At 66.0% G+C, this 25,073-nt stretch carries 18 protein-coding genes and 1 tRNA gene; 15 read left to right on the forward strand and 4 right to left on the reverse strand.

Annotation, left to right across the window (positions count from 1 at the left end):
- Positions 1-27: 27 nt before the first annotated feature.
- Entirely contained in the window at positions 28-366 is a 339-nt protein-coding gene (locus tag J5J86_RS17410; protein WP_209100254.1) for a P-II family nitrogen regulator, read from the reverse strand.
- Between the two features lie 216 nt (positions 367-582).
- Here J5J86_RS17410 and J5J86_RS17415 point away from each other — a divergent pair, with 216 nt between their 5' ends.
- Positions 583-2,085 (forward strand): NAD(P)H-hydrate dehydratase, encoded by a 1,503-nt coding sequence (locus J5J86_RS17415; protein WP_209100256.1) that lies wholly within the window; start codon positions 583-585, stop codon positions 2,083-2,085.
- Between the two features lie 98 nt (positions 2,086-2,183).
- Here the strand turns inward: J5J86_RS17415 and J5J86_RS17420 are convergent, their stop codons facing one another.
- Positions 2,184-3,443 carry a multicopper oxidase family protein gene (locus J5J86_RS17420; RefSeq protein WP_209100258.1) on the reverse strand — a complete coding sequence of 420 codons (1,260 nt, stop codon included), beginning with the start codon at positions 3,441-3,443 and terminating at the stop codon, positions 2,184-2,186.
- Between the two features lie 333 nt (positions 3,444-3,776).
- Between J5J86_RS17420 and J5J86_RS17425 the strand changes: the two genes are divergently transcribed.
- The 6 genes from J5J86_RS17425 (at position 3,777) to J5J86_RS17450 (ending at position 11,108) form a co-directional block, all read left to right on the forward strand.
- A tRNA-Leu gene (locus tag J5J86_RS17425) sits at positions 3,777-3,861 on the forward strand.
- 92 nt (positions 3,862-3,953) lie between these two features.
- Positions 3,954-5,303, forward strand: a complete 1,350-nt coding sequence (tig, locus tag J5J86_RS17430) for a trigger factor (RefSeq protein ID WP_209100260.1) — start codon at positions 3,954-3,956, stop codon at positions 5,301-5,303.
- 75 nt (positions 5,304-5,378) lie between these two features.
- Positions 5,379-6,011, forward strand: a complete 633-nt coding sequence (locus J5J86_RS17435) for an ATP-dependent Clp protease proteolytic subunit (protein WP_209100262.1) — start codon at positions 5,379-5,381, stop codon at positions 6,009-6,011.
- Positions 6,012-6,525: 514 nt separating this feature from the next.
- On the forward strand, positions 6,526-7,794 hold the full coding sequence (gene clpX, locus J5J86_RS17440; protein ID WP_209100264.1) for an ATP-dependent Clp protease ATP-binding subunit ClpX: 1,269 nt from the start codon (positions 6,526-6,528) through the stop codon (positions 7,792-7,794).
- Positions 7,795-8,091: 297 nt separating this feature from the next.
- The gene (gene lon / locus J5J86_RS17445; RefSeq protein ID WP_209100266.1) at positions 8,092-10,509 is read left to right on the forward strand and encodes an endopeptidase La; all 2,418 of its coding nucleotides are present in this window, start codon (positions 8,092-8,094) and stop codon (positions 10,507-10,509) included.
- 320 nt (positions 10,510-10,829) lie between these two features.
- Complete coding sequence (locus J5J86_RS17450; RefSeq protein WP_209100268.1) at positions 10,830-11,108, forward strand: HU family DNA-binding protein; 279 nt, start codon at positions 10,830-10,832, stop codon at positions 11,106-11,108.
- Between the two features lie 437 nt (positions 11,109-11,545).
- Here J5J86_RS17450 and J5J86_RS17455 read toward each other — a convergent pair whose 3' ends face one another.
- Complete coding sequence (locus tag J5J86_RS17455) at positions 11,546-12,937, reverse strand: GntP family permease (RefSeq protein ID WP_209100270.1); 1,392 nt, start codon at positions 12,935-12,937, stop codon at positions 11,546-11,548.
- A gap of 238 nt (positions 12,938-13,175) precedes the next feature.
- On the opposite strand from J5J86_RS17455, the gene J5J86_RS17460 reads away from it, so the two are divergent.
- The 3 genes from J5J86_RS17460 to J5J86_RS17470 all read left to right on the forward strand — a co-directional run bounded on the left by J5J86_RS17460 (position 13,176) and on the right by J5J86_RS17470 (position 17,243).
- A complete protein-coding gene (locus J5J86_RS17460) occupies positions 13,176-15,113 on the forward strand; it encodes a hypothetical protein (protein ID WP_209100272.1) in 1,938 nt (645 codons plus the stop codon).
- A gap of 13 nt (positions 15,114-15,126) precedes the next feature.
- Entirely contained in the window at positions 15,127-16,704 is a 1,578-nt protein-coding gene (locus J5J86_RS17465; protein WP_209100274.1) for a PEP/pyruvate-binding domain-containing protein, read from the forward strand.
- Between the two features lie 149 nt (positions 16,705-16,853).
- Positions 16,854-17,243, forward strand: a complete 390-nt coding sequence (locus J5J86_RS17470; protein ID WP_247657675.1) for a DUF930 domain-containing protein — start codon at positions 16,854-16,856, stop codon at positions 17,241-17,243.
- Between the two features lie 690 nt (positions 17,244-17,933).
- Here J5J86_RS17470 and phaC read toward each other — a convergent pair.
- Complete coding sequence (phaC, locus tag J5J86_RS17475; RefSeq protein ID WP_209100276.1) at positions 17,934-19,739, reverse strand: class I poly(R)-hydroxyalkanoic acid synthase; 1,806 nt, start codon at positions 19,737-19,739, stop codon at positions 17,934-17,936.
- 169 nt (positions 19,740-19,908) lie between these two features.
- Between phaC and J5J86_RS17480 the strand changes: the two genes are divergently transcribed.
- The 5 genes from J5J86_RS17480 (at position 19,909) to glpX (ending at position 25,046) form a co-directional block, all read left to right on the forward strand.
- Positions 19,909-20,229, forward strand: coding sequence for a hypothetical protein (locus J5J86_RS17480; RefSeq protein WP_209100278.1), 321 nt, complete (start codon positions 19,909-19,911; stop codon positions 20,227-20,229).
- A 65-nt stretch (positions 20,230-20,294) separates the two neighbouring features.
- A complete protein-coding gene (gene waaF, locus J5J86_RS17485; protein ID WP_209100280.1) occupies positions 20,295-21,326 on the forward strand; it encodes a lipopolysaccharide heptosyltransferase II in 1,032 nt (343 codons plus the stop codon).
- A gap of 58 nt (positions 21,327-21,384) precedes the next feature.
- On the forward strand, positions 21,385-22,602 hold the full coding sequence (locus tag J5J86_RS17490) for an LL-diaminopimelate aminotransferase (RefSeq protein WP_209100282.1): 1,218 nt from the start codon (positions 21,385-21,387) through the stop codon (positions 22,600-22,602).
- A 143-nt stretch (positions 22,603-22,745) separates the two neighbouring features.
- Positions 22,746-24,041, forward strand: a complete 1,296-nt coding sequence (locus tag J5J86_RS17495) for a homoserine dehydrogenase (RefSeq protein WP_209100284.1) — start codon at positions 22,746-22,748, stop codon at positions 24,039-24,041.
- A gap of 3 nt (positions 24,042-24,044) precedes the next feature.
- Positions 24,045-25,046, forward strand: a complete 1,002-nt coding sequence (gene glpX / locus J5J86_RS17500) for a class II fructose-bisphosphatase (RefSeq protein ID WP_209100286.1) — start codon at positions 24,045-24,047, stop codon at positions 25,044-25,046.
- Positions 25,047-25,073 lie beyond the last annotated feature (27 nt).

Consider the following 25,073-nt stretch of genomic DNA (forward strand, 5'->3'; position numbering starts at 1 on the left):
CAGATACATCTTATTGCTTGCAGAACCTCAGATGGCATCGAGGCCCGACTCTCCGGTTCTGATCCGGATCGCCTCCTCGATGCTGGAGACGAAGATCTTGCCGTCGCCAATGCGCCCCGTCTGGGCGGCGCGGCGGATCGCGTCCACGGCCTTTTCTACCATATCGTCGGGCAAAACGACCTCGATCTTCACCTTAGGCAGGAAATCCACCACATACTCGGCGCCGCGATACAGCTCCGTGTGGCCCTTCTGCCGCCCGAATCCCTTCGCTTCGGTGACGGTGATGCCTTGCAGGCCGACTTCCTGCAGGGCCTCCTTCACCTCGTCCAGCTTGAAGGGCTTGATGATGGCCTCGATCTTCTTCATGCGCTCCGTCTCCCCGTGGCCCGGCCCCACCGCCGGCCGGCCGCGCCGCCATCCGGTTAAGCAGGATGCGTGCCATGGGCGTCAATACAGGATGAGGAACGGCGTCCGGAACCAACTGTGCCCGGTTATACGCCAAATGTTTATTGTTTGGGCGAAATTTTCGCCGCGGGGACGGGCGTCCTTGTGCGCGATTTAGGCACATGCGGGGGTGTTGAAATGAACGCGCTTCTGGACCCTGCCGAAATGGGACGGGCCGATGCCCTCGCCATCAAAAGCGGTATCGCGGGCACTGAACTGATGGAGCGGGCCGGGCGGGCCGTCGCCGATGTCGTGGCGCGTCGGGCCCTGTCGAGCCGGGTCCTGATCCTGTGCGGACCGGGCAATAATGGCGGAGACGGCTTCGTGGCGGCGCGGGTGCTGGCCCAGCGGGGCTATCGCGTGCGCGTGGCGCTGCTCGGTCACCGCGACGGGCTGAAGGGGGATGCGGCCTGGGCGGCGGAAGGCTGGAAAGGGGACGTCGAGGCGGCTGAGGTGGTGGATGTTGCCGCCTGTGACGTCATCGTCGATGCCTTGTTCGGCGCCGGCCTTGCACGCGATCTGGAGGGGGCGGCCCTCCAGGTGGTTCAGAAGATCGCGGCGAGCGGGCGGCCGGTCATCGCGGTGGACCTTCCGTCTGGCCTTGATGGTGCCACCGGTCAGATCCGGGGTGCGGCCGCGCGGGCCACTGAAACCGTCACCTTCTTTCGCCGGAAGCCTGGCCATCTGCTCATGCCCGGCCGCCTCCTGTGCGGGCCGGTACGGGTGGCGGACATTGGCATTCCAGACGCCGTACTGGAAGAGATCGCGCCGCTCACCTTTGTGAACGAGCCGGCCAGCTGGCTCGACACCTTTCCCGTGCCTCGCGCCGAGGGGCACAAATATGGGCGCGGCCATGGGGTGGTGGTGAGCGGTGGCGCCTGGACTGCAGGCGCCGCTCGGCTGTCCGCGCGCGGGACGCTGCGGGCCGGGGCGGGGCTCGTCACCATTGCCTGCCCTCGCGACGCCCGGGATGTACATGCTGCGTCCTATGCGGCCCTGATGGCGCGGCCCGTGGACACAGCGGCGGAATTGGATGGCCTGCTCGGCGATTCGCGGTTCAATGCAGTTCTGCTGGGGCCTGGGCTCGGTGTGGGGGACGGCACGCGCGAAAAGCTCGCCATCGCCGCGGCGCCTCACCGCTCCCTGGTTGTGGATGCCGATGCCATCACCAGCTTCGCGTCCGGGTCGGACACCCTCGCCGCTGTCCTCGCACGCGCGCGGGCAACGGTTCTGACGCCCCATGACGGGGAGTTTGCCCGCCTCTTCTCCAATGATGCCGATGTGAGCGGCCAGTCCTCGAAGCTTGTCCGCGCGCGTCGTGCGGCCCGGCGGGTGGGGGCGGTGCTGGTTCTGAAGGGGCCGGACACCGTGGTCGCCGCGCCGGATGGGCGTGCCGTCATCGCTGAGAACGCTCCGCCTTACCTTGCGACGGCAGGTGCGGGCGACGTGCTGGCGGGGTTCATCTGTGGGCTGCTCGCCCAAGGCATGCCTACATTTGAGGCGGCGAGCGCGGCGGTGTGGCTGCACGGGGAGGCCGCGCAAGAAGCGGGGCCAGGGCTGATCGCGGATGACCTGCCGGAGGCTCTGCCCAAAGTCTATGCCCGCCTGTTCTCGCAACTGGCCCAGACGTCAAGGCCGTGATCTTGAGATCGGTGCGGGTCGGCGCTCCGGCGCAGCACAAGTGCTATCAATGACATGACGCGCGATATTCACGCGCCATGTCAGGTGCAATGTCAGTGTCACTTCACCTGATAGGACCTTGCAGCCATCAGGACGCCGTCGCCGGCCCGTTGGGCCAGGATCGGCCACTTGCCGGGCAGTGAGGCGACCAGGGCCGCGCGGACCGTGGCCTTGGGCGGAACCGCAATGGCATCATGCCACCACGGCTTCCAGCCATCATCGACACCGTCGAGGATCCGGGCAGGGGTGCCGAAGAGCTGAACGGCCACCGGAACGTCATGGGGGTTTTCCAGCGCCAGGACCACGGTGGAGCCTTTCTCCACGGTGCCCAGACTCGGCAGGGTGTTCAGTTCGGCGGGGCCGCCCAGGCTCACCTGGTAGCGCGTGGCATTGTCCAGCGGGATGGTCGCGGGCAGGCCGTTGGAGGGCAGGGGGGCGGGTGCCGGAAGGTTTGCCGGCGCCCCCGTTGCCGTGCCGGGGCCCACAGGCACGAGGATGGCGAGCTGGACCGGCAGCTGGCTGGTCTCCACTTCCAGCACCACGGGGTTGGCGGTGCCCATGTCCACCGTGATGTCGAGACGCCCGCCCGGGGTGATCTGGGCCCGGCCGTCCTTCATCACGAAGGGCTCGGTGGGCTGGCCGTCCACGGCCAGAACATAGCAGGGCGCCGCCGCCACCACATGCACCCGCAGGAAGTGCGGCGACGCGTTCATCAGCCGCACGCGCGAGCGTCCGCCGGCGGGCGACTCGATGGTGGGGGAAACCGCACCATTCACTGTCAGCAGCGGCACCTTCATGGTGGGATCTGGCGAAAAGGATTGGATCACAAGGGCCTGATCCGCCGCGAAGGGAGACGGCTCGTTCTCTTCGACGATGAGCGCACCCACAAGGCCGCGGAGCATCTGCGCCGGGTCGAAGGCGCGATAGAAGAAGGAGCCGGCGTCGGGCGGAGCGAAGGAAATGTCCTTGCTGCCGGTGGGTGCCACCGCCTCGCCGGTAAAGCCCTGGATGCCAGCCACCGCATCGGCCGTACGCACGCCTGGAAACACCACCGACAATGGCGCCTTGAGTGTATTGTCCACCAACGCGGCGAGGGAGGCGCCGCGCTTCACCCGCAGGACCGGGCCCGGCAGAAGATTCTGGAACAGTTCAAGGGGCTTCGATCCGCCAAGCTCGATCCGCTCGACGCTGGCGGCCTTGAGGCGGACCGGGCCGGCTGCGGGTTGGGCCACGGCAAGGCGCGGCAAGGCCCCGCTCGCGATAAGCGCCGCTGCGCCGGCAAGAACCGAACGGCGAGAAGGATCCCAATACCGCAACATGAACGAACCCCCGGGGATGCGATGCCCACGGCGGGACCATCCCTTTTCGCCGGACAAAGGGCAAGATGCATTTGCCCTTGCCAAGCCCGCGCTTGGCCATTGGCTGCGCGATTTCGTGCAAAAGGGCGAGAGGGCCGGGGACGGGCGCTTTTTCTTGCTGCACGCCGATTTCCCCATGATATAAGCGCCCGCTCGGTCGGTGCGCGATTCAAGGGATCACGCACCCGCTGAGCCGTGCCGGAAGCGTGGACCCGAGCGACAGCAGGCGTTCCCGCGGCAGGCGTTGGAGGCGATGGTCTCCGGCGATGCCGCAGGGTCGGTTTCGTAGAGGCCGCGGGCGTGGCGGAACTGGTAGACGCGCGGGATTTAGGTTCCCGTGACGAAAGTCGTGGGGGTTCGAAACCCTCCGCCCGCACCATGCCGTCGCAGCGGAACGATGCCCCTTCCGGTGGAAGCGACCCTTTTACGAAAAGAGCCGCCCCGAGGCGGACAGTGAACGAAGGCAAGACGATGCAGGTGACTGAAACCCAGGCCGACGGCCTCAAGCGCGCGTTCCGCGTGGTCCTCCCCGCCGCGGAACTGGACGCGAAGGCCAGCACCCGGCTTTCCGAGCTCAAGGACCGCGTGCGCATCAACGGATTCCGCCCTGGCAAGGTGCCGGTCGCGCATCTGAAGAAGGTGTACGGCAAGTCCGTGATGGCCGAGGTGATCGAGGCCGCGGTGACCGAAGCCAACGGCAAGATCGTCGAGGAGCGCGGTTTCCGCCTGGCGCTGCAGCCGCGCGTCGAGCTGCCGAGCGACGAGGCCGAGGTCAAGAGCGTCATCGAGGGCGGGCAGGACCTGTCCTACACGGTGGAGCTGGAAATCCTGCCGCAGATCGAGCTCGGCAATTTCAAGGACATCTCCATCGAGAAGCCCGTGGTCGCCGTCTCCGACGCTGAGGTCGAGGAGACCATCAACCGTCTCGCCGACGCCAACCGTCCCTATGAGGCCAAGGACGGCGCCGCCGCCACCGGCGACCGCGTGACCGTGGACTTCGTGGGCTCCATCGACGGCGTGCCGTTCGAGGGCGGCGCGGGCCAGGACATCCAGGTGGTGCTCGGCTCCAAGAGCTTCATCCCCGGCTTCGAGGAGCAGATCGAGGGCATTTCCGCCGGCGAGACCCGCACCATCTCCGTGACCTTCCCCGAGGCCTATGCGGCCCGCGAGCTGGCTGGCAAAGCCGCCTCGTTCGAGGTCACCGCCAAGGCCGTGGAAGCCCCGGGCGCCCTGACCATCGACGACGAGTTCGCCAAGTCCCTGGGCCTTGAGGGGCTCGACGCCCTGAAGACCCAGGTGCGCGAGCGCATCGCCCGCGAGCATGCCGGCGTCGCCCGCCAGAAGGTGAAGCGCGCCCTGCTCGACGCCCTGGATGGCCTGCACAAGTTCGACGTGCCCCCGACCCTGGTGTCTCAGGAGTTCGACGGCGTGTGGTCCCAGGTCCAGCAGGACCTCACCGCCCAGGGCCGGAGCTTCGCCGACGAAGGCACCACCGAGGACGAGGCCAAGGCTGACTATCAGCGCATCGCCGAGCGGCGGGTGCGTCTCGGCCTGGTGCTTGCGGAAATCGGCGAGCGTAACAATATTCAGGTCAGCGACGACGAAGTGACGCGTGCGGTGGTGGAGCGTGCGCGCCAATTCCCCGGTCAGGAGCAGCAGGTGTGGGACTATTATCGCCGCAATCCGCAGGCGATGGCGTCCGTGCGTGCGCCCCTGTTCGAGGAAAAGGTCGTCGACTTCCTCCTGGAGCTTGCAAACGTGACCGAGAAGGAAGTCACGCGCGAGGAGCTCTACAAGGAGGATGAGGAAAAGGCGGCCTGATCGGGGCGCTGTTTCTCCACTGCGACGATAGCGCGCGGCCGGCCCCTTGCGGGCGGCCGCGCCCGAGGATCTCAGATGCGCGACCCCATCGATACTTACATGAATTACCTCGTTCCCATGGTGGTCGAGCAGACCAACCGTGGCGAGCGGGCCTATGACATTTATTCGCGCCTCCTGAAGGAGCGCATCATCTTCCTCACCGGCCCCGTGGAAGACGGCATGTCGACCCTGGCGGTGGCGCAGCTGCTGTTCTTGGAAGCCGAGAATCCGAAGAAGGAAATCTCGATGTACATCAACTCCCCCGGGGGAGTGGTGACGTCGGGCCTCGCCATCTACGACACCATGCAGTTCATCCGCCCGCCCGTTTCCACGCTGTGCATCGGCCAGGCCGCCTCCATGGGCTCCCTGCTGCTGACGGCTGGTGAAAAGGGCATGCGCTTTGCGCTGCCGAACGCCCGAATCATGGTCCACCAGCCGTCCGGTGGCTTCCAGGGCCAAGTGACCGACATCATGCTGCACGCCCAGGAAATTCTCAGCCTCAAGAAGCGGCTGAATGAAATCTACGTGAAGCATACCGGCCGCACCTTCGAGGAAATCGAGAACGCCCTCGAGCGCGACAACTTCATGACGGCCGGCGCCGCAAAGGACTTCGGCCTGATCGATTCGGTGATCGAACAGCGCCCCGCCGACGAGCCGGCCAAGGCCTGACAAACTGGCCCGCAGCCTTGTATGCGGACCACATTGGGCGCCCGGCGCCCGGCATTTCTCCGGCGGGCGCGGGGACCTTCCGGTCCCGGCCCGCCGGCGCATTTTCGGGTATGGGCGATTTCCGGCACTTGCGTGCAGTGCAAGATCGCGCTTGCATGCGGTGGTGAGCCGGCTCCTGCCCGCCCGTCTCATGGACTCCGTCCGGGATCGTTCCAGATCTCCCGGCGGGCGCCATGGTGACAAGCGGGGGCTCGACCTGCAGTGTCTCTCTGCGGGGCGAGTGGGACGGAACATCTCCGGCGCTTCGGCGTCGGGGTCGGTGCAACCCTCGAGCATGCCGGCTTAGGCATAATCTGTGCATATGCCTTGAACGTATCGCTCGAGGATGGTTGGCTGAGGTCCGGCCCGGCGGCTGGACCTGGGAGCAGAGGCGGAAATCCCGTTTCGGCTCCTGAACTCGGTCCCTGATCCGGGCACGTCGGGTGCGCGGAAAGGGGGCCAGACGGAGATGAAGATGAGCAAGACCGGCGGCAGCGACAGCAAGAACACGCTCTACTGCTCGTTCTGCGGCAAAAGCCAGCACGAGGTCCGCAAGCTCATCGCAGGGCCTACGGTCTTCATTTGCGACGAGTGTGTCGAACTGTGCATGGACATCATCCGTGAGGAATCCAAGTCCTCGCTGGTGAAGTCGCGGGACGGAATCCCCACCCCGAAGGAGATCCGCAAGGTTCTCGATGACTATGTCATCGGCCAGGACCATGCGAAGAAGGTCCTCTCCGTGGCGGTGCACAACCACTACAAGCGCCTCAACCACGCCACCAAGCATGGCGACGTTGAACTGGCCAAGTCCAACATCATGCTCATCGGCCCGACGGGCTCGGGCAAGACGTTGCTGGCCCAGACGCTCGCCCGCATCCTGGACGTGCCCTTCACCATGGCCGACGCCACCACGCTCACGGAAGCGGGCTATGTGGGCGAGGACGTGGAGAACATCATCCTCAAGCTGCTCCAAGCGGCCGACTACAATGTGGAGCGGGCACAGCGCGGCATCGTCTATATCGACGAAATCGACAAGATCAGTCGCAAGTCCGACAATCCCTCCATCACCCGGGACGTGTCGGGTGAGGGCGTCCAGCAGGCCCTGCTGAAGATCATGGAAGGCACGGTCGCCTCCGTGCCGCCCCAGGGCGGGCGCAAGCATCCCCAGCAGGAATTCCTGCAGGTGGACACCACCAACATCCTGTTCATCTGCGGCGGCGCCTTCGCCGGGCTGGACAAGATCATCTCGGGCCGTTCCAAGGGCGGGACGTCCATCGGCTTCGGCGCCAAGGTCGCCCCCGTGGAGGAGCGTCGCCCCGGCGAGCTGTTTCGCGAGGTGGAGCCCGAAGATCTGCTCAAGTACGGCCTCATCCCCGAGTTCATCGGCCGCCTGCCCGTGCTGGCGACGCTGGGGGATTTGGACGAGGCCGCGCTCAAGCAGATCCTGGCCGAGCCCAAGAACGCGCTGGTGAAGCAGTATCAGCGCCTGTTCGAGATGGAGAATGTGGACTTGACCATCCACGAGGAGGCCCTCGGCGCCATCGCGCGCCGCGCCATTGAGCGCAAGACCGGCGCCCGTGGGCTGCGCTCCATCATGGAGGGCATCCTGCTCGACACCATGTTCGACCTGCCGGGTCTGGAAGGCGTCGAAGAGGTGGTCATCAGCAAGGAAGTGGTCGAGCAGAATGCCCGTCCGCTCTACATCTATGCCGACCGTGTCGGCGATGCCGGCGCCAGTGCGTGAGGCACCGCGCCCCGGCCTCATCCCCCGCGCCGCGCGCGCGGGGGCATTGATTGAATTTGCCTGTGCCTCGCGAGCGGCGGTCGTCCGGCGATCCATGCGCCCCCTCTTGCGCCCCATCTTGAAAGTCCGGGCGCCGCTCTCCATTTCAGTTGGGAAAAATCCGGTTCCCGGGCTCGGTTATCGTGCCTCTCGCGGCCTTCTTGCCGCTCCTGCATTGAAATCCCGCTCCCGTCCCGGCTGCGCTGCGCAGGCGGATATGCGTCCGCATGCGTTGGCGCCACAAGAAAGGATTGGGTCATGACGAGCCAGAAGCCGCGCCCCCCGCTTGTTCCCGGCGTCAGCCAGACGTATCCGGTGCTGCCGCTCCGGGACATCGTGGTGTTCCCGCATATGATTGTTCCCCTGTTCGTGGGTCGCGAGAAGTCCATCCGCGCCCTTGAAGAGGTGATGCGCGGCGATACCTACATCCTGCTGGCCACGCAGGAAAACGCCTCGGACGACGATCCGGCGGCGGATGCCATCTACAAGGTCGGCACCCTCGCCACCGTCCTGCAGCTGCTGAAGCTGCCTGACGGCACGGTGAAGGTGCTGGTGGAGGGCGTTACCCGCGCCCAGGTGAAGCGCTATACCGACCGCGCCGACCTCTATGAGGCGGAAGCCGTCGCTATTGCCGATGAAGACGGCGATCGCGTCGAGGCGGAGGCGCTCGCCCGCTCGGTGATCAACGAGTTCGAGAATTATGTGAAACTCAACAAGAAGGTCTCGCCGGAAGTGGTGGGCGTTGTCGGGCAGATCGAGGACCACTCGAAGCTCGCCGACACCATCGCCTCGCACCTGGCGGTCAAGATCCCCGAGAAGCAGGGGGTGCTTGAAACCTTGAAGGTCGCCGAGCGGCTGGAAAAGGTGCTGGGCCTCATGGAGAGCGAAATCTCCGTGCTCCAGGTGGAGAAGCGCATCCGCACGCGGGTGAAGCGCCAGATGGAGAAGACCCAGCGCGAGTACTATCTCAATGAGCAGATGAAGGCGATCCAGAAGGAGCTCGGCGACGAAGAGGGCCGGGACGACCTTCAGGAACTGGAAGATCGGATCAAGCGCACCAAGCTGACCAAGGAGGCGCGCGAGAAGGCCACCCACGAGCTCAAGAAGCTGCGCCAGATGTCGCCCATGTCGGCGGAAGCCACCGTGGTGCGCAACTATCTGGACTGGCTCCTGTCCATCCCGTGGAACGTGAAGAGCCGCGTGAAGAAGGACCTGGGCTTTGCCCAATCCATCCTGGACAGCGACCATTACGGCCTCGACAAGGTCAAGGAGCGCATCGTCGAATATCTGGCCGTGCAGAGCCGCGCCAACAAGCTCACCGGGCCAATCCTGTGCCTCGTCGGACCTCCCGGCGTCGGCAAGACCTCGCTCGGCAAGTCCATCGCCAAGGCGACGGGCCGTGAGTTCGTGCGCGTGGCACTTGGCGGTGTGCGGGACGAGGCGGAGATCCGTGGCCACCGGCGGACCTATATCGGCTCCATGCCGGGCAAGGTCATCCAGTCCATGCGCAAGGCCAAGAAGTCGAACCCCCTCTTCCTTCTGGACGAGATCGACAAGATGGGTGCCGATTTCCGCGGCGACCCGTCGGCGGCCCTGCTTGAGGTGCTGGATCCCGAGCAGAACGGCACGTTCGCCGATCATTACCTGGAGGTCGACTATGACCTCTCCAACGTGATGTTCGTGACCACGGCCAACACGCTCAACATCCCGCCGGCGCTTCTCGACCGCATGGAGGTGATCCGCATCGCCGGATACACCGAGGACGAGAAGCTGGAGATCGCCCGCAAGCACCTCATCCCCAATGCGGTGCAGAAGCATGGCCTGAAGGGCAAGGAATGGGCGATCGACGATGCAGCCCTCCTGACCGTCATCCGGCGCTATACCCGCGAAGCCGGCGTCCGCAATCTGGAGCGCGAGATCTCCAACCTCGTCCGCAAGGCGGTGAAGGAGCTCGTCATCTCCAAGAAGAAGTCGGTGAAGGTGACCGAGAAGAATCTCGAGACCTTCCTCGGCGCGCCGCGCTTCCGCTATGGCGAGATCGATGCGGAAGATCAGGTGGGTGTCGTCACCGGCCTCGCCTGGACGGAAGTGGGCGGCGAGCTGCTCACCATCGAAGGCGTCATGATGCCTGGCAAGGGCAAGATGACCGTCACCGGCAACCTGCGTGACGTGATGAAGGAGAGCATCTCGGCCGCCGCCTCCTATGTGCGCTCGCGCGCCGTGGACTTCGGCATCGAGCCGCCGCTGTTCGAGAAGCGGGACATTCACGTCCACGTTCCGGAGGGGGCCACCCCGAAGGACGGTCCCTCGGCCGGCACGGCCATGGCCACCACCATCGTCTCGGTGCTCACTGGCATCCCGGTGCGCCGCGACGTGGCGATGACCGGCGAGATCACGCTCCGCGGACGGGTGCTGCCCATTGGCGGCCTCAAGGAAAAGCTCCTGGCCGCCTTGCGGGGCGGCATCAAGAAGGTGCTGATCCCAGAGGAGAATGCCAAGGACCTGGCGGACATCCCCTCCAACGTGAAGAACGCGCTGGAGATCGTCCCGGTGTCCCGCATGGACGAGGTGCTCGCCCACGCTTTGGTGCGCACCCCCGAGCCGATCGAATGGACCGAGCGTCCGGTCGAGGCGGTGATGCCCGAGGAAGAGGGAACGGGCGTCGTCGCCCACTGAAAAATCCCGCCCGGAACAAGCATTCGGGCGGGTTTTCCCCTTTTTTGGCCGGTCGGCTGGCGGGGGTGGCCGAGCCCCGGAAACGCAGTGCCGAAAGGCGGGATTGGTAATTTAATTCAATGAGTTAAATGCATTTGCGGGCGGTTCGCGGTGGCGGGCCGCCCGTTTTTGTTTCGCCCCGCGGCATCAGAAATCGTGCATTGATGCGGGTTTGACGCGGATGGCGCTTGCAAAAGCCGCATTTTCCGTAAATTTTCCGCCCCATCGTTATTGGCGCATGCGCCGGACGAGTCGAAGACCAACATGGAAGGAACGGTCACATGACCACCAAGAACGAACTGATCGCCGCGGTGGCCGACGAGGCCAAGCTGACGAAGGCGGCTGCGGCGGCCGCGGTGGACGCGACGTTCGACATCATCACCAAGGCCCTGCAGAAGGGTGAGGAAGTCAAGCTCATCGGCTTCGGCAGCTTCTCCGTGGTGACCCGCGCTGCGCGCGAGGGCCGCAACCCGCGCACCGGCAAGCCCGTGAAGATCGATGCCTCGAAGGCTCCGAAGTTCACCCCCGGCAAGGGCCTGAAGGAAGCCGTGAACGGCTGATCCCATTTCCCGGTTGGGCGCCGCCGGCCTGTGCCGGCGCAGCGCCCCCGGGCTGGGTCTCCGGGAGGAGGCTCTCAAAGGGTCCGGCTGGGGGCGGTCCGGACTTTGTTATGAATGACGCGCCAACGCGGTTCGCACGCGCATTGCACGTCTCAGCGGGCTGGTATTTGAAGCCAAGCCGTTTCTTCCGGTCAGCCGAAGAGCGCGCCAATGGCGGTGGGTGAGAGGGCCGAGACCCCGCCCAGATTCAGCGCCTGACCCATCTCCTTCGCCGGACGATGCATAGAGCCGCCAATCGGCCCGAGGGCCCGCCGCCTTCGTGTGCGTGATCGTGGTGCCGGTCTCTCCTATTCCCGCAGACGAGCCTGACGCCGCGTCGGGAGCGGGCGGCGAGGCCGGGGGCGCCCAGGCGCCGCCTCCCGCCCCGCCGCCATTCCTCAGACGAGTCCCGTGAGCAAGTAGACGCCGATGACGAAGAACACGGCGGCCGTCTTCACCAGGGTGATGGCGAAAATGTCGCCATAGGACTGGCGATGGGTCAGGCCGCACACCGCCAGCAGCGTGATAACGGCGCCATTGTGGGGCAGGGTGTCCATGCCACCGGAGGCCATCGCGGCCACGCGGTGCATCACCTCCAGCGGAATGCCGGCCGCATGGGCGGAGGCGATGAACTGGTCGGACATGGCGGCGAGCGCGATGGACAGTCCGCCGGAGGCGGAACCCGTGATACCCGCCAGCGTGGTGATTGAGATGGCCTCGTTCACCAGCGGGTTGGGGATCGCCATGAGCGCGGCCTTGATGGCCAGGAAGCCGGGCAAGGCCGCGATGACGGCGCCGAAGCCATATTCGGAGGCGGTGTTGAGGCCGGCCAGAAGTGCGCCGCTGACCGCCGACTTCGACCCGTCCGCGAACTTCGCCGCCACCTGGCGGAACGAGAACAGGAATACCGTAAGGATGCCCAGAAGCAGGGCGCCCGCCACCGCCCAGATGGCGGTCACCGAGGGAGTGGCCAGGCTCACTGTGGCCCCGCCCTGGGTCAGGGTCGCGGCGGCGGTCGGCCCGTAGAAATCGGGGATCAGACGGCCGAGAATGAGGTTCCCGACGCCCACAACGATCAGCGGCAGGATGGCCACCAGCGGATGAACGGTGCTGCCCTCTTCGGAGGCCGGCGGCTCATTGGTGTGGCCGGTGCCATAGCTCTCGCCCGCCCGGGCCGCCTGGCGGCGCCGGAATTCCAGATAGCCGATGCCAACCACCAGAATGAAGGCGGTGCCGATGAAGCCCAGAATGGGCGCGGCATAGGCGGTGGTCTTGAAGAAGGTGGTGGGGATGATGTTCTGGATCTGCGGCGTGCCCGGCAGCGTGTCCATGGTGAAGGAGAAGGCCCCGAGCGCGATGGCGGCGGGGAGCAGGCGCTTCGGGATGCCCACCTGACGGAAGAGCTCGGCGCCAAACGGATAGACCGCGAACACCACCACGAACAGCGAGACGCCGCCATAGGTGAGGACGGCGCCCACCAGCACGATGGCCAGAATCGCCTGGCTGGGGCCGAGAATGCGAATCATGGCCGAGACGATGGAGCGGGAGAAGCCCGACAACTCGATCACCTTCCCGAACACCGCCCCCAGGAGGAACAGCGGGAAGTACAGCTTCACGAAGCCCACCATCTTGTCCATGAACAGGCCCGAATAGATGACGGGCACCGCGGCGGGATCGGTGAGCAGGACGGCGCCGAGGGCTGCCACCGGCGCGAACAGGATGACGCTGAAGCCGCGATAAGCGACGAACATCAGGAAGGCGAGCGCCCCCACACAAATAAGGAGGTTCATGGGAATTCCGTGCCTGAGACAAGGGATGCGGGCGCCCCCTCCCGCACCGCGAAAAGAATCTTCGCGCGCGCACAATAAAGGCCGAAACATGACAACGGAATGCAGCCATTGGAATGACTTACGTTGAGGCAGGGGCCTGGTGGGCATGACGGTTTCATGACTGATCCCGCGCAATCCGCCCGTCGTCGGAGCGTGCTTACATCCCCCTCGCCACGCTGCGCCTGCGAGGGAGGCTGCCATGAAGTCCGACATTGTCGCCCATCTGGGCCAGACCGGGGTGCTTTTGCCCGCCCTCATCGGCGAAGGCCTGCGCGCCAATGACCGGGTGAAGGTGCGGCTTGGAGTGCTCCAAGCGGCGGTCCACCACGCCCATGACCCCCTGAATGCTCGCTTCGACCTGCGCGAGGAATGCCGGGCTGCGGGTCTCGATGTCCTGACCCTGGAAGACCTGGTCCGCCAATCCACCGCCGGCGGCGCCGAGGACGAGGCCCATCGGGAGATTGCCGCTCCGGGCCTTGCGGCCTTGGGCGCGGGCATATGGGACGATCTGGAAGACATGGTGAAGGCGGCAGAGGCGGGACAGGATGGCGTCGCCTCCGCCGCCCGTGCCCGCCTCGAAGTCATTCGCGCCGAAAGCGCGCTCGGCCGATCCGATGCGTTGCGCGAGACGGAAATCGCGCGGCATACCGGGATCGGGGCAGCGGACTCACCCAGCTTGCATCAATTGGTGATGGAATTGCACAAGGCGCTCAACCGCCTGTCGGCTACCCATGCCGAAGAGCAGATTGCCGGCGCCCATGCCTTCGGTCTCATGCCGCAGGACCGGGCGGCGGTGGAGGCGTTCATGCGCGGCCTGAATGCCACGGCGGGCCTGAAGTTCGACCATCCGGGCCTGTCCACCACCGCCGCTCGCACGCCCGCCGGTCTGACCATCCAGAACGATATCGGCGAGACGGATGCCCATGTGGTGGTGATCGGTGTGACCGACACCACCGTGACCGTCACCTATACGGACGTGCACCGGGCGCGGGCGCGCTTCTTCACCGGCCTGTTCCGAGACCTGCCGGTGCGCTGGAGCGGCCTTGATCAGCACACCGCCAAGGGGCTGGCGGAAGATGGCGCCTTCTATCTGGTCACCGGCACCTGTGAGGGGGACCTTGCCACGCGCCTGAAGGTATTGGAGGCCCTTGGCCGTCATCTTGTCTTCCTCATCGACTGGAACAAGGCGCGCAAGGTGCTGCGCTCCTGGGTTTCCAAGGCCGATGCGCTCATGCTGCTGGATTTTGCCGCCCGCAATGCCATCGGCCAGCGCGGCTTTCTGGAATTGGGCGGGGCGGATCTTCTGGCGGGCGCCGTCCAGCATGCGGCTGGCGGACGGATCGGATTCGGGGAGCGCCTCGACACGGCTCTGGGCCGGGAAGGCGCGTGCGACTTCCTGCGGGCGGTGCTGCGCATCTCCACGGAGGCACTAAAAGAGGGGCAGTCCCTGCGCCTTGCCCGCGACCGCATCGAGGCGGAACTGATGCGCCACCTCCAGCGGGTCGACGATGACCTGCTCACCGTTGTGGTGCGGCAGGCGGGTCTCGCCCGCGAGGTGGCGGCGGGCATAGCGGGAGCGCTTTCCGGAACGGGCGATCAGGCGGGATCCTCAGATCGCCTCGCCGCGAACGCCCGGCGCATTGAGCAGAAGGCCGATCGCATCGCTCTCGCGGCCCGTGAGCGCGGCGCACGCGCCGGAACGGACGGCGTGCTGGTGGCCCTGGTCAACCAGATGGAAGAGGCCATCGACGAACTGGAGCAGGCCGCTTTCGTCGCCTCCCTTTCCGCCTCTCCGCTGCCAGACTCCCTTACCGCGCCCCTCGGCAGCCTGTGCCGTGCCGCAGTGGAAGGTGCGGAAGCGGCGGCTACCGGCGCGGCTGCGGCCATCGACGTGCCGGCCGGCCACAAGCTGGACTTTGAGGACGCGTTGCGCGCCTGCGGGCGCCTCGCCGAAATCGAGCACGCGGCGGATGAGGCCGAGCGAGCGGTCACCGCCGCCGTCCTGGCGGGGCCGGTGGACCTGCGGGCGGGCATCGCGGCGCTGGAGTTTGCCCGGGCCCTGGAGCGCGCCACGGACCGTCTTGCCGGCTTCGGCCACCTTCTGCGCGGGCATGTGCTCGCGGACCTGTCCACCTGAGAGGAGGCGGAAAATGCGCCCCGTCACCATCGGCTCCGGCAGCACCTTGACCCCCTCTGCGGATGAAATCGGAGCCAAGGCTGCCAATCTCGCGCGCATGGCGGCCCTTGGCCTGCCTGTGCCGCCAGCCTTCGTCCTGCCTATCGCGCTGTGCGGTGCCGTCATACGTGGCGAACCGGACGCAGCGCAACAGGTGGCGCAGGCTCTGGAAGAGGGCATGGCCTTCCTGGAGGAGGCGACGGGCCGAGCATTCGGGGATGCCCGTCGTCCCCTCCTTGTCTCCGTGCGCTCCGGCGCAGCCCGCTCCATGCCCGGCATGCTGGAGACCGTGCTCGATGTGGGCTGCACCCTGCCTGCCGTGCGCGGGCTCGTGCGCCTGAGCGGAAATCCACATCTGGCCTGGGATTGCCGGCGGCGCTTTCTGGAGAGCTTCGGCTCCGTGGTGCTTGGCATGGACGCCGCCGCTTTTGCCGACGCGGCCGAGGGCCTCGCGCGCTCCGAAGCGGTGGGCGAGGTGTCCGGCCTCGATGGTGAGGCGCTTGAGCGGCTGTGCGCGATCCATCTGCACCTCATTGAGGATGCGGACGAGCTCGTCCCGGATACGCCCCACGCCCAGCTGGAGGCGGCGGCTGCGGCCGTCTACCAATCCTGGAACAGCCCCCGGGCCCGCACCTATCGCAAGCTTGAAAAGCTGGAACATCTGGCCGGCACGGCGGTGACGGTGCAGGCCATGGTGTTCGGCAATCGCAGCCTCACGTCCGGCTCGGGCGTCGCCTTTTCCCGCGATCCTTCCACCGGCGCCAACCGGCCCGTCATTGATGTGCTGTTCGAGGCCCAAGGCGAGGATGTGGTGTCTGGCATCCGCAATCCCGAGGGGGAGGCGGCCCTTGAGCGGCGGGTACCGCAGGCGGCGGCGGAACTGCGGGCCATTCTGCGCGATCTCGAGCAGCATTTCGCCGACGTGCAGGATGTGGAGTTCACCATTGAGGACGGGCGCCTGTTCATCCTCCAGACCCGTTCCGCCAAGCGCACCCCACAAGCCGCCCTGCGCATTGCCATCGATCTGGTGAGGGAGGGCCTGGTTCCTCCGTCCGAGGCCCTGAGGCGCCTGGAGGGCATCGACCTCGATCGGCTCAGCCATCGCACCCTCGCCGAGGCGGGGCCTGTGGTGGGCGCCGGCACCCCTGCTTCAGCAGGCGTCGCCGTGGGGCAGGTGGCGTTCGACACAGAGGCAGCCCGGCGCCTTGTGGCTTCGGGCGGGACGGTCATTCTCGTGCGTCCAGATACCAATACAGCGGACGTGGAAGGCTTCGCGCTTGCCTCTGGCATCGTCACAGCAGCGGGTGGGCGGACAGCCCATGCCGCACTGGTGGCGCGCCAGATGGGCAAGCCCTGCATTGTCGGCTGCGGCAACCTCCATGTGGACGTCAGCGCGCGGCGGGGGCGGCTCGGCGACACCGAACTGGTGGAAGGTGACCTGCTTGCCCTCGACGGCGCCACAGGCAATCTGCATCTGGGGAGCGCCCGGATCGTCGAGACGCATTATGAGGCGGAGCGTGCGGAGGTGGAGAGCTGGCGCGTTCTGGCCTGATCTTGGGAGGCTGGCGGCTTCCCCTGCGGATCTTGCAAGGCCGGCCCCACTGGCCCATCTGTGTCGCTCGCCCCGTCTCCGGGGCGAATCCCGTCACGCGCACAGCCGGGGATCGGATGATCCGAATGCGAAGCCCAGGACGCGAGCATATGCAGCGCGTCGCCCTTCTGGCGTGCCTTGCGTCACCGCTTCTCGCCACGACCGCCTTCGGTGCGTCCAGCCCGGACAAGGCGATGCTTCTGCTGGAGCCCACCGAGCGGATGGAGCAACGCTGCAATGCCAGCGCCATGACCGAGGTGAGCCGCCAACACCCCGCGATGCGTCCTGACGAACTGGTGGCCTATGCCTTCGCCGATACCCGGATCGCCGGTTCCGCCGTCACGGCGCCCGGCGGGGCCGTCCGCAGCGGCGGGCACTGGTACCATCTTTCCTACCATTGCGTGACCAAGAATGAGGGCCTTGGCATCGAGGCTCTCACTTACGTCCTCGGCAAGGAAATCCCGCGCGCGGCGTGGGACGCCCATGGCCTGGTGCCGTGAATTTCTCCCCTCATAGGGGCCTTCCTGCTGGGCTATTCCCTACAACCTGTTCATCCACCTGCAAGTCCAGGTCCCGACGATGTTTCCGCAGAGGCAATCCGCCGGAATACACCATTGCTGCCAGTTGGATCCTGTGCACAGGGCTTGGCCCACGCGGGCAAGCATTTGCGGCAGGCGTGAAATATTTGCTTTGCCCCTTGGACACGCCTTGCAAGATGGATGCCTGAAGCGCCGCGGGCCATAGGATGCGCGATTCCCTGTTCTCAGAGGCGGCGCTGGGTGTGGCGGCTGACGCAAGACCGGAACACAACACACTGCTACCCAATAAAAAACGCGCCTTGTCTCCGATGTAACTCATTTGCTGCTCCCGCACGCGAGCGAGGCAGGAGGATTATGCGATTGGCGCTCGCCAGCGTCTTACCCCGACTGGGTTATACTTGCGCGTTTGCCTGATGAACCTGGCCGCACGCAGACCATGAGGAGAGGCTGAGATTTGACACGGAGGTGGCGCGGTTCTGCCAACTCACCCGCCTGACACGGTGAAGCATGGCCCGTGTCCAGGCTCCGGCAGCCCAGAAGGCGATGCAAGGCGCCGGGGGGGGGCGATGTCGGCGGATTGTTCGCCCGACAGGACCGCGCCTCCCGGCGCCTTTCAGTGCCGAGAGACGCGGCCTCGTCCTTGGCTGTCGCTCACGAGCGCGCCCGCACATACGAGCCGGGGGCGTCCTCGATGGGATTGAAGGCCTCGCCGCCCACCGGGCGGGCGGGCACCTCGTCGGGATGGAGGTTCGTGAGCCACGCGGCCCAGTCCGGCCACCACGAGCCGGCATGCTCCTGGGTGTGCTCAAGCCAGTCCGCATATTCCCCGCTGACGGCGCCGCCGGTCCAGTACTGGTACTTTTTCTTGGCCGGCGGATTAACCACGCCCGCAATGTGGCCAGAGCCGGCGAGGACATAGCGCACCGGGCCGCCGAGAAGCCCCATGCCGATATAGGCGGATTTGGCCGGCGCGATGTGGTCTTCCTTGGTTGCTAGGCAATAGACGGGAATGGTGACCTTGCCCATGTCGATGCGCACGCCCGCCAACTCCGCCTTGCCCTTGGCGATGTTGTTCTCCAGGTAGCAGTTGCGCAGGTAATAAGAGTGGTTCGCCGCCGGCATGCGGGTGGAATCCGCGTTCCAATACAGCAGGTCGAAGGGGAAAGGCGCCTTGCCCTTCATGTAGTTGTTGACCACATAGGGCCAGATCAGGTCGTTGGAGCGCAGCATGTTGAAGGCGCTGGCCATCTTGGATCCTTCCAGGTAGCCAAGTTCCTTCATGCGCCGCTCAAGCGCTGCCAGCTGCTCCTCGTCCACGAACACCTTCAGGTCACCCGCATGGGTGAAGTCGATCTGAGTGGTCAGGAAGGTGCTGCTGGCGACCCGGTTGTCACCGGTCGCGGCCATGTAGGCGAGGGTCACGGCGAGCAGGGTGCCACCCACGCAATAGCCGATGGTGTGGGCCTGCGGCTCACCGGTGACGCGCTGGACCGCGTCGAGGGCAGCGAAAATGCCCTCGCGCATATAATCGTCGAAGCCCTTGGTGGCGAGGCGCGCGTCGGGATTGACCCAGGAAATCACGAACACGGTGAAACCCTGGTCCACCATCCATTTGATGTAGGATTTCTCAGGGGTCAGATCGAGGATGTAAAACTTGTTGATCCAGGGTGGCACCACCAGGATCGGCATCTTCTTCACGCTCGGCGTGGAGGGCTCATACTGGATGAGCTGCATCAGGTCGGTCTGGTAGATGACCTTGCCCGGGGTGAGCGCCAAGTTGCGGCCAACCTCGAAGGCGGACATATCCGTCTGGCGGATGCGCAGGTCGCCCTTGCCCTCGATCAGGTCCTCGGTGAGGTGCTTCATCCCGCGCACCAGATTCTCGCCAGAGGAGTTCAACGTCTCCCGCAGCAATTCTGGATTGGTCAGGATGAAGTTGGAGGGCGAGATGGCGTTGGAGATCTGGCGCACCAGGAACTCGGCCTTGTGCTTCAGATGGGGGTCGAGGCTGTCGGCCTCGGTGACCATGGATTCGGCCCAGGTGCTGGTGACGAGATAGGTCTGCTTCAGGGCGTCGAAGAAGGGATTGGCATTCCATTCGGGATCGCGGAAGCGGGCATCGCGCGGATCGGGTGCCACCACCGGCTCGGCCGGCTCGCCGGACATCTTTTTCAGCGCAGCGGTCCACACGGCCAGATAGCCGGACATGAGGCGGCTCTGCGCCTCCACGGTGCGCTTGGGGTCCGCCATCCAATACTCGGCGACGTTGCCGATGGTCTTCACCGCATCGGCCACTTCGTCCGCAAGCTCGTCCTTCTTCCCGTCTTCCCGCGGGCGGATATAGGCGGCCAGGGCCTTGCCGCCTTCCTCCACGAGCCGGGCGAGATTATTGGCGAAGGCGTCCATGTCCAGCTTGGGCTGGACCTGGGCTTGCGTGACGTCCCTCTGTTCCGACATTTGGCGTTCCCTGACCGCGCTGCCTGTTGGTGCAGGATAGGCTCCAGCAGCGACAGGCACGCAACCCCTGTTTCACAATTTTAGCTTCAGGCATACTAACGGTGCATTGCGCGGTGGGCGAGGGGCGCGACCTGCGGCGGAAGGAACGGTTCACATAAACAGGAACACCATGAGCCATCAGCACGCTATCCGCCCCAGCCGGGCCTTTTCCACGGGCCGCGCGGTCGCTCTCGTCCTGACGCTCGGCCTCGCCGTCACCTTGGGAGGATGTGCCGGAGATGGTGGTCCCTTCGCCTGGTTCGGCAAGGATCCCGACGTGCCAAAGGCCGCGCCCACGAACCAATTCCCCGGATTTGCCGACAAGCCGGTACAGCGCCCGCCCGTTTTGGATGCCGGTGGTCAGGCGGCCATGGAAACCGAGCTGGAAACCTTGGCGAAGCAGACCCGCCAGCGCGGCGACGAGGCCACCAAGGAGGACGTCCAGCAGTAACATTATCCCGCTTGACGAAAGGTCTTCCCCGGAGGGAAGAAAGAACGGCAAGCGGGAAATCGGTCATGTCGTTCGTCGTCCCGGCCCAGGAAAAGAACCGTCAAACCAAAGAGCCCATTCTGGTTGCCGGATATGGCGGCATCGGCGATCACGTGCGCTGTTTCGCCCTGGTGCGCCATGTGGCGGCGACTCATCCCGGGGCGCCCATCGATTTTCTCTGCCGCAGCCCTACGGACCGGGTGGTCCGCTTCGTGCCGGAATTGCGCAAGGCCTATGTGGACGATACGCCCCACGGCCGCTTCGGATTGAAGGAAAAGCTCGATCTGGCCGGGCGCCTGAGGCGCGAGGGGTATCGCCGGGTCTATGTGGTGAGCCGCACCATGAAAGCGGCGATCGTGCCGTTCCTGGCGGGAATCCCGGAGCGTGTCGGCTGGTTCGGTGAGGGGCGAGCGCTTCTGATCAACCGCATCCGCACCGGTGAGCGCGGCTATCCCGGCGAGACGGAAAAGATCTGCGGTCTCGCCGGCCCCGCGTCGGGAACCTGCCTGCCTCCCCGTCTGGTGGTTCCCCCGCAGGAGTTGCACGCCTGGCAGGACCGCACGCTGGGCGGTGCCCCCCGCGGGCCGGTGCTGGCGCTTGCGCCAGGGGCCTATAATCCTCATCGCCTTTGGCCCCCGGCCTATTTCGCGGATCTGGCGCGGCGCTTTGTTGAGCAGGGGTGGGAGGTCTGGGTTCTGGGCGGACCGCAAGAGCGGCAGGCCGCCGCCGAAATCGCCGCGCATGTGCCCGTGCGCGACTTCACAGGTGTGCCACTCGAGGAGGCGGTGCTGCAGATCCGCTCCGCCTCGCTCTTCGTCGGCAATGATTCCGGCATGTTGCACTTGGCAGGCGCCATTGGCACGCCGAGTGTGGGCCTGTTCGGCCCCACGACCGCCGAGGTCTCTGGTCCGCGCAATCCCAATGTCCATGCGGTGCGCCCGCCCACCGGCCATGTCAGCGTGGACAAGATCACGGTGGATGGGGTGGAGAAGGCGATCAGGGCCTGCACTTCGCAATCGCAACTTTCAATTGGTGCTTTTTCATTCAGCGAACAGTGATAGAAAGCTCCTTCGCCGCGCCCATGGAGCTTTGCGCGGCCTTTGGAGCTTGAGTGAGATGACCGATTTTCACCGTATTCGCCGGCTGCCGCCCTATGTGTTCGAGCAGGTGAACCGCGTGAAGGCCGCCGCCCGAAACAATGGCGTCGACATCATCGATCTCGGCATGGGCAATCCGGACCTCGAGGCGCCCGCCCATGTGCTCGAAAAGCTGAAGGAAACCATCGGCAAGCCGCGCACCGACCGCTATTCCGCCTCCAAGGGCATTCCCGGCCTGCGCCGTGCGCAGGCGGCCTATTATGAGCGGCGGTTCGGCGTGAAGGTGAATCCCGACACGCAGGTGGTGGCGACGCTGGGCTCGAAGGAGGGCTTCGCCAATATGGCGCAGGCCATCACCGCGCCGGGCGACGTGATCCTGACCCCCAATCCTTCCTACCCCATCCACGCCTTCGGCTTCCTGATGGCGGGCGGCGTGATCCGTTCCGTGCCGGTCGAGCCGGGGCCGGGCTTTTTCCACGCCATGGAGCGGGCGGTCCAGCATTCCATCCCGAAGCCCATCGCGGTCGTGCTGTGCTATCCGTCCAACCCCACCGCGACGGTGGCGAGCCTGGATTTCTACAAGGACGTGGTGGCGTTTGCGAAGAAGAACGATCTCATCATCCTGTCCGACCTCGCCTATGCGGAGCTCTATTTCGACGGCAATCCCCCGCCGTCCGTGCTCCAGGTGCCGGGTGCGGTGGACGTGACGGTGGAATTCACCTCCATGTCCAAGACCTATTCCATGGCCGGCTGGCGCATGGGCTTCGCGGTGGGCAATGAGCGCCTGATCGCGGCGCTTTCGCGCGTCAAGTCCTACCTGGATTACGGTGCCTATACCCCTATCCAGGTGGCGGCCACCGCGGCGTTGAACGGTCCGCAGGACTATATTGGTGAGATGCGCGAGACCTATAAGCGCCGCCGCGATGCCATGGTCGACAGCTTCGGCCGCGCCGGCTGGACCGTGCCCGTGCCGGCGGCCTCCATGTTCGCCTGGGCACCCATTCCGGAGCCCTTCCGGGCCATGGGGAGCGTGGAATTTGCCAAGCTCCTGATTGAGAAGGCGGAGGTGGCGGTGGCCCCCGGCGTCGGCTTTGGCGAGCATGGCGATGAGTATGTGCGCATCGCCGTGGTGGAGAACGAGCAGCGCATCCGCCAGGCCGCGCGCAACATTCGCCGCTTCTTCGACACTGCTGGTGCCACGCTTCACAATGTGGTGCCGCTGACGGCCGTACGCTGACGCCACGTCTTCAAGGCCGGCGCAAGCCCGGGCAGCCATAGCAGGCCGCCCGATATAAGCGGAAGTGTTGAGCCGGCCGGATCCTCCGCGATCCGGCCTGGCGTTCCTTCCAGGACCAGACACAGGGACATTCGGTTCGATCCATGAGCCAGTTGAGAGTGGGGCTTGCGGGCCTCGGCACGGTCGGGGCGGCGGTCATCCGCATGCTCGAAGCCCGCAAGACCGAACTTGCCGTCCGCACGGGCCGAGAGATCAAGGTTGTCGCGGTGAGCGCCCGCAGCCGCGACAAGGATCGCGGGCTGGACCTGTCTGGCGTGCGCTGGTTCGAGGACCCGGTGGCACTGGCGCGTGATCCGGACATCGACGTGTTCGTGGAACTGATGGGTGGAGAGGGCGATCCGGCCAAGGGGGCGGTCGCCGCGGCGCTTGAGGCCGGCAAGCCGGTGGTGACGGCCAACAAGGCGCTGCTCGCCAAATGCGGCCTGGAGCTTGCCCGGAAGTCGGAAACTGCCGGCGCGGGGCTGCATTTCGAGGCTGCGGTCGCGGGCGGCATCCCCATCGTGAAGACGCTGCGCGAGGCGCTGGCCGGAAACCGCATCGCCCGCGTGTCCGGCATCCTCAACGGCACATGCAACTATATCCTCACCCGCATGGCGGACGAGAAGCTCTCCTTCGAGACCTGTCTCGCCGAGGCCCAGCGCCTGGGCTATGCGGAGGCGGATCCCACCTTCGATATTGACGGGCACGACACCGCCCACAAGCTCTCCATCCTGACCTCGCTCGCCTTCGGCACGCAGGTGGATGCGGAAGCCATTTATCTGGAAGGCATCCGTTCCCTGACGCTGGCGGACCTCGAGGCCGCCGACGACCTTGGCTACAAGGTCAAGCTGCTCGGCGTCGCCGTGCGCACCGACCAGGGCATTGAGCAGCGCGTCCATCCCACCATGGTACCCAAGCACTGGCCCATCGCCCAGGTTTCCGGCGTCACCAATGCGGTGGCAGTGGATGGCGATGCGGTGGCGCTCACGCTGGTGGGGCCCGGTGCCGGGGGCGCCGCCACCGCGTCCGCCGTGGTGGGCGACCTTGCCGACGTGGCGCAGGGCAAGGGCGGCTTCGCCTTCGGCCTGCCCGCCGCCAACCTGGTGCGCGCCGAGCGCGCGCCCATGCAGCATCATGAGGGCGGATATTACATCCGCCTCGCCGCGGTGAACCGTCCCGGCACCGCAGCCACCATTGCCCGGCGCATGGCGGACGAGGGCATTTCCCTCGAATCGATCGTGCAGCGCCGGCCGGGCTCCAAAAGTGCGAATGATCCCGCAACGGTGATCCTGATCACCTACGCGACGACCGAGGAGGCCGTGCGTCGCGCGGTCGCCTCGATCGACGCGGACGGTGTGCTGGCCTCGCAGCCGCAGGTGATCCGCATCGAGAAGGATTGAGGCATGTCCCACAGCCGCGTTCCCCAGGTCCTCGACCGCCGCCTCGCCTTGGAGCTTGCGCGGGTCACCGAGCGCGCGGCTGTGGTCGCGGCCCGTTTCCGAGGGCGCGGTGATGAACAGGCCGCCGACGAGGCCGCGCTGCAAGCGGCCCACGGCGTGCTTGCCGGCATGGCTATCAAGGGTCGGGTGGTCATCGGCGAGGGACTGGAGGGTGAGGTGCCCCATCTCTTCCTTGGCGAGGAGGTGGGCGCGGGCGGTGATGCGGTGGATCTGGCGGTGGACCCGCTGGAAGGCGCCACCCTGTGTGCCAAGGACATGGCCGGCTCCATCTCCGTGGTTGTGCTGGCGGCGCCCGGATCGCTGCTGAACGCGCCGCCGGTCTATATGGAGAAAGTTGCCGTCGGACCCGGCTATCCGGAGGGCATCGTCTCCCTCACGGCGAGCCCGGAAGAAAATATCGCGGCTCTCGCGCAGGCACGTGGCGTGCCCACGGCGCAGATCACGGCCCTGGTGCTCGATCGTCCGCGCCATGCCAAGCTGATCGAGGCCGTGCGCTCGACGGGAGCAGCGGTAAAGCTCATCACCGATGGCGACGTGGCGGGCGTGATCCACACCACCAATCCCACGGAGAGCGGTGTCGACATCTATCTCGGCATCGGCGGTGCGGCGGAAGGGGTGCTCGCGGCGGCGGCCCTGCGCTGCATTGGTGGCCAGATGGAAGGCCGGCTGGTGCTGGACAGTGAGAAGAAGCGCGAACAGGCAAAGGCTCTGGGCATTCGCGACTTCGGGCGCGTCTACAAGCTCGATGACATGGTGCGCGGCGATTGCCTCGTGGCGGTGACCGGCGTCACCGACGGTCCACTCCTTCAGGGCGTGCGATTTGCTGGGGATGTCATCGGAACCGACACGCTGCTCATGCGGGCGGCCACGGGGACTGTCCGCCGCATCGCCACCGACCATCGCGACCTGCGCAAGTTCCATTTTGCCGAAGAGCACGCAGGGTAAGGGGTGGACGAGGGGTGCTGCTGGCAG

This window comes from Aquabacter sp. L1I39, from assembly GCF_017742835.1.
Classification (GTDB): Bacteria; Pseudomonadota; Alphaproteobacteria; order Rhizobiales; family Xanthobacteraceae; genus L1I39.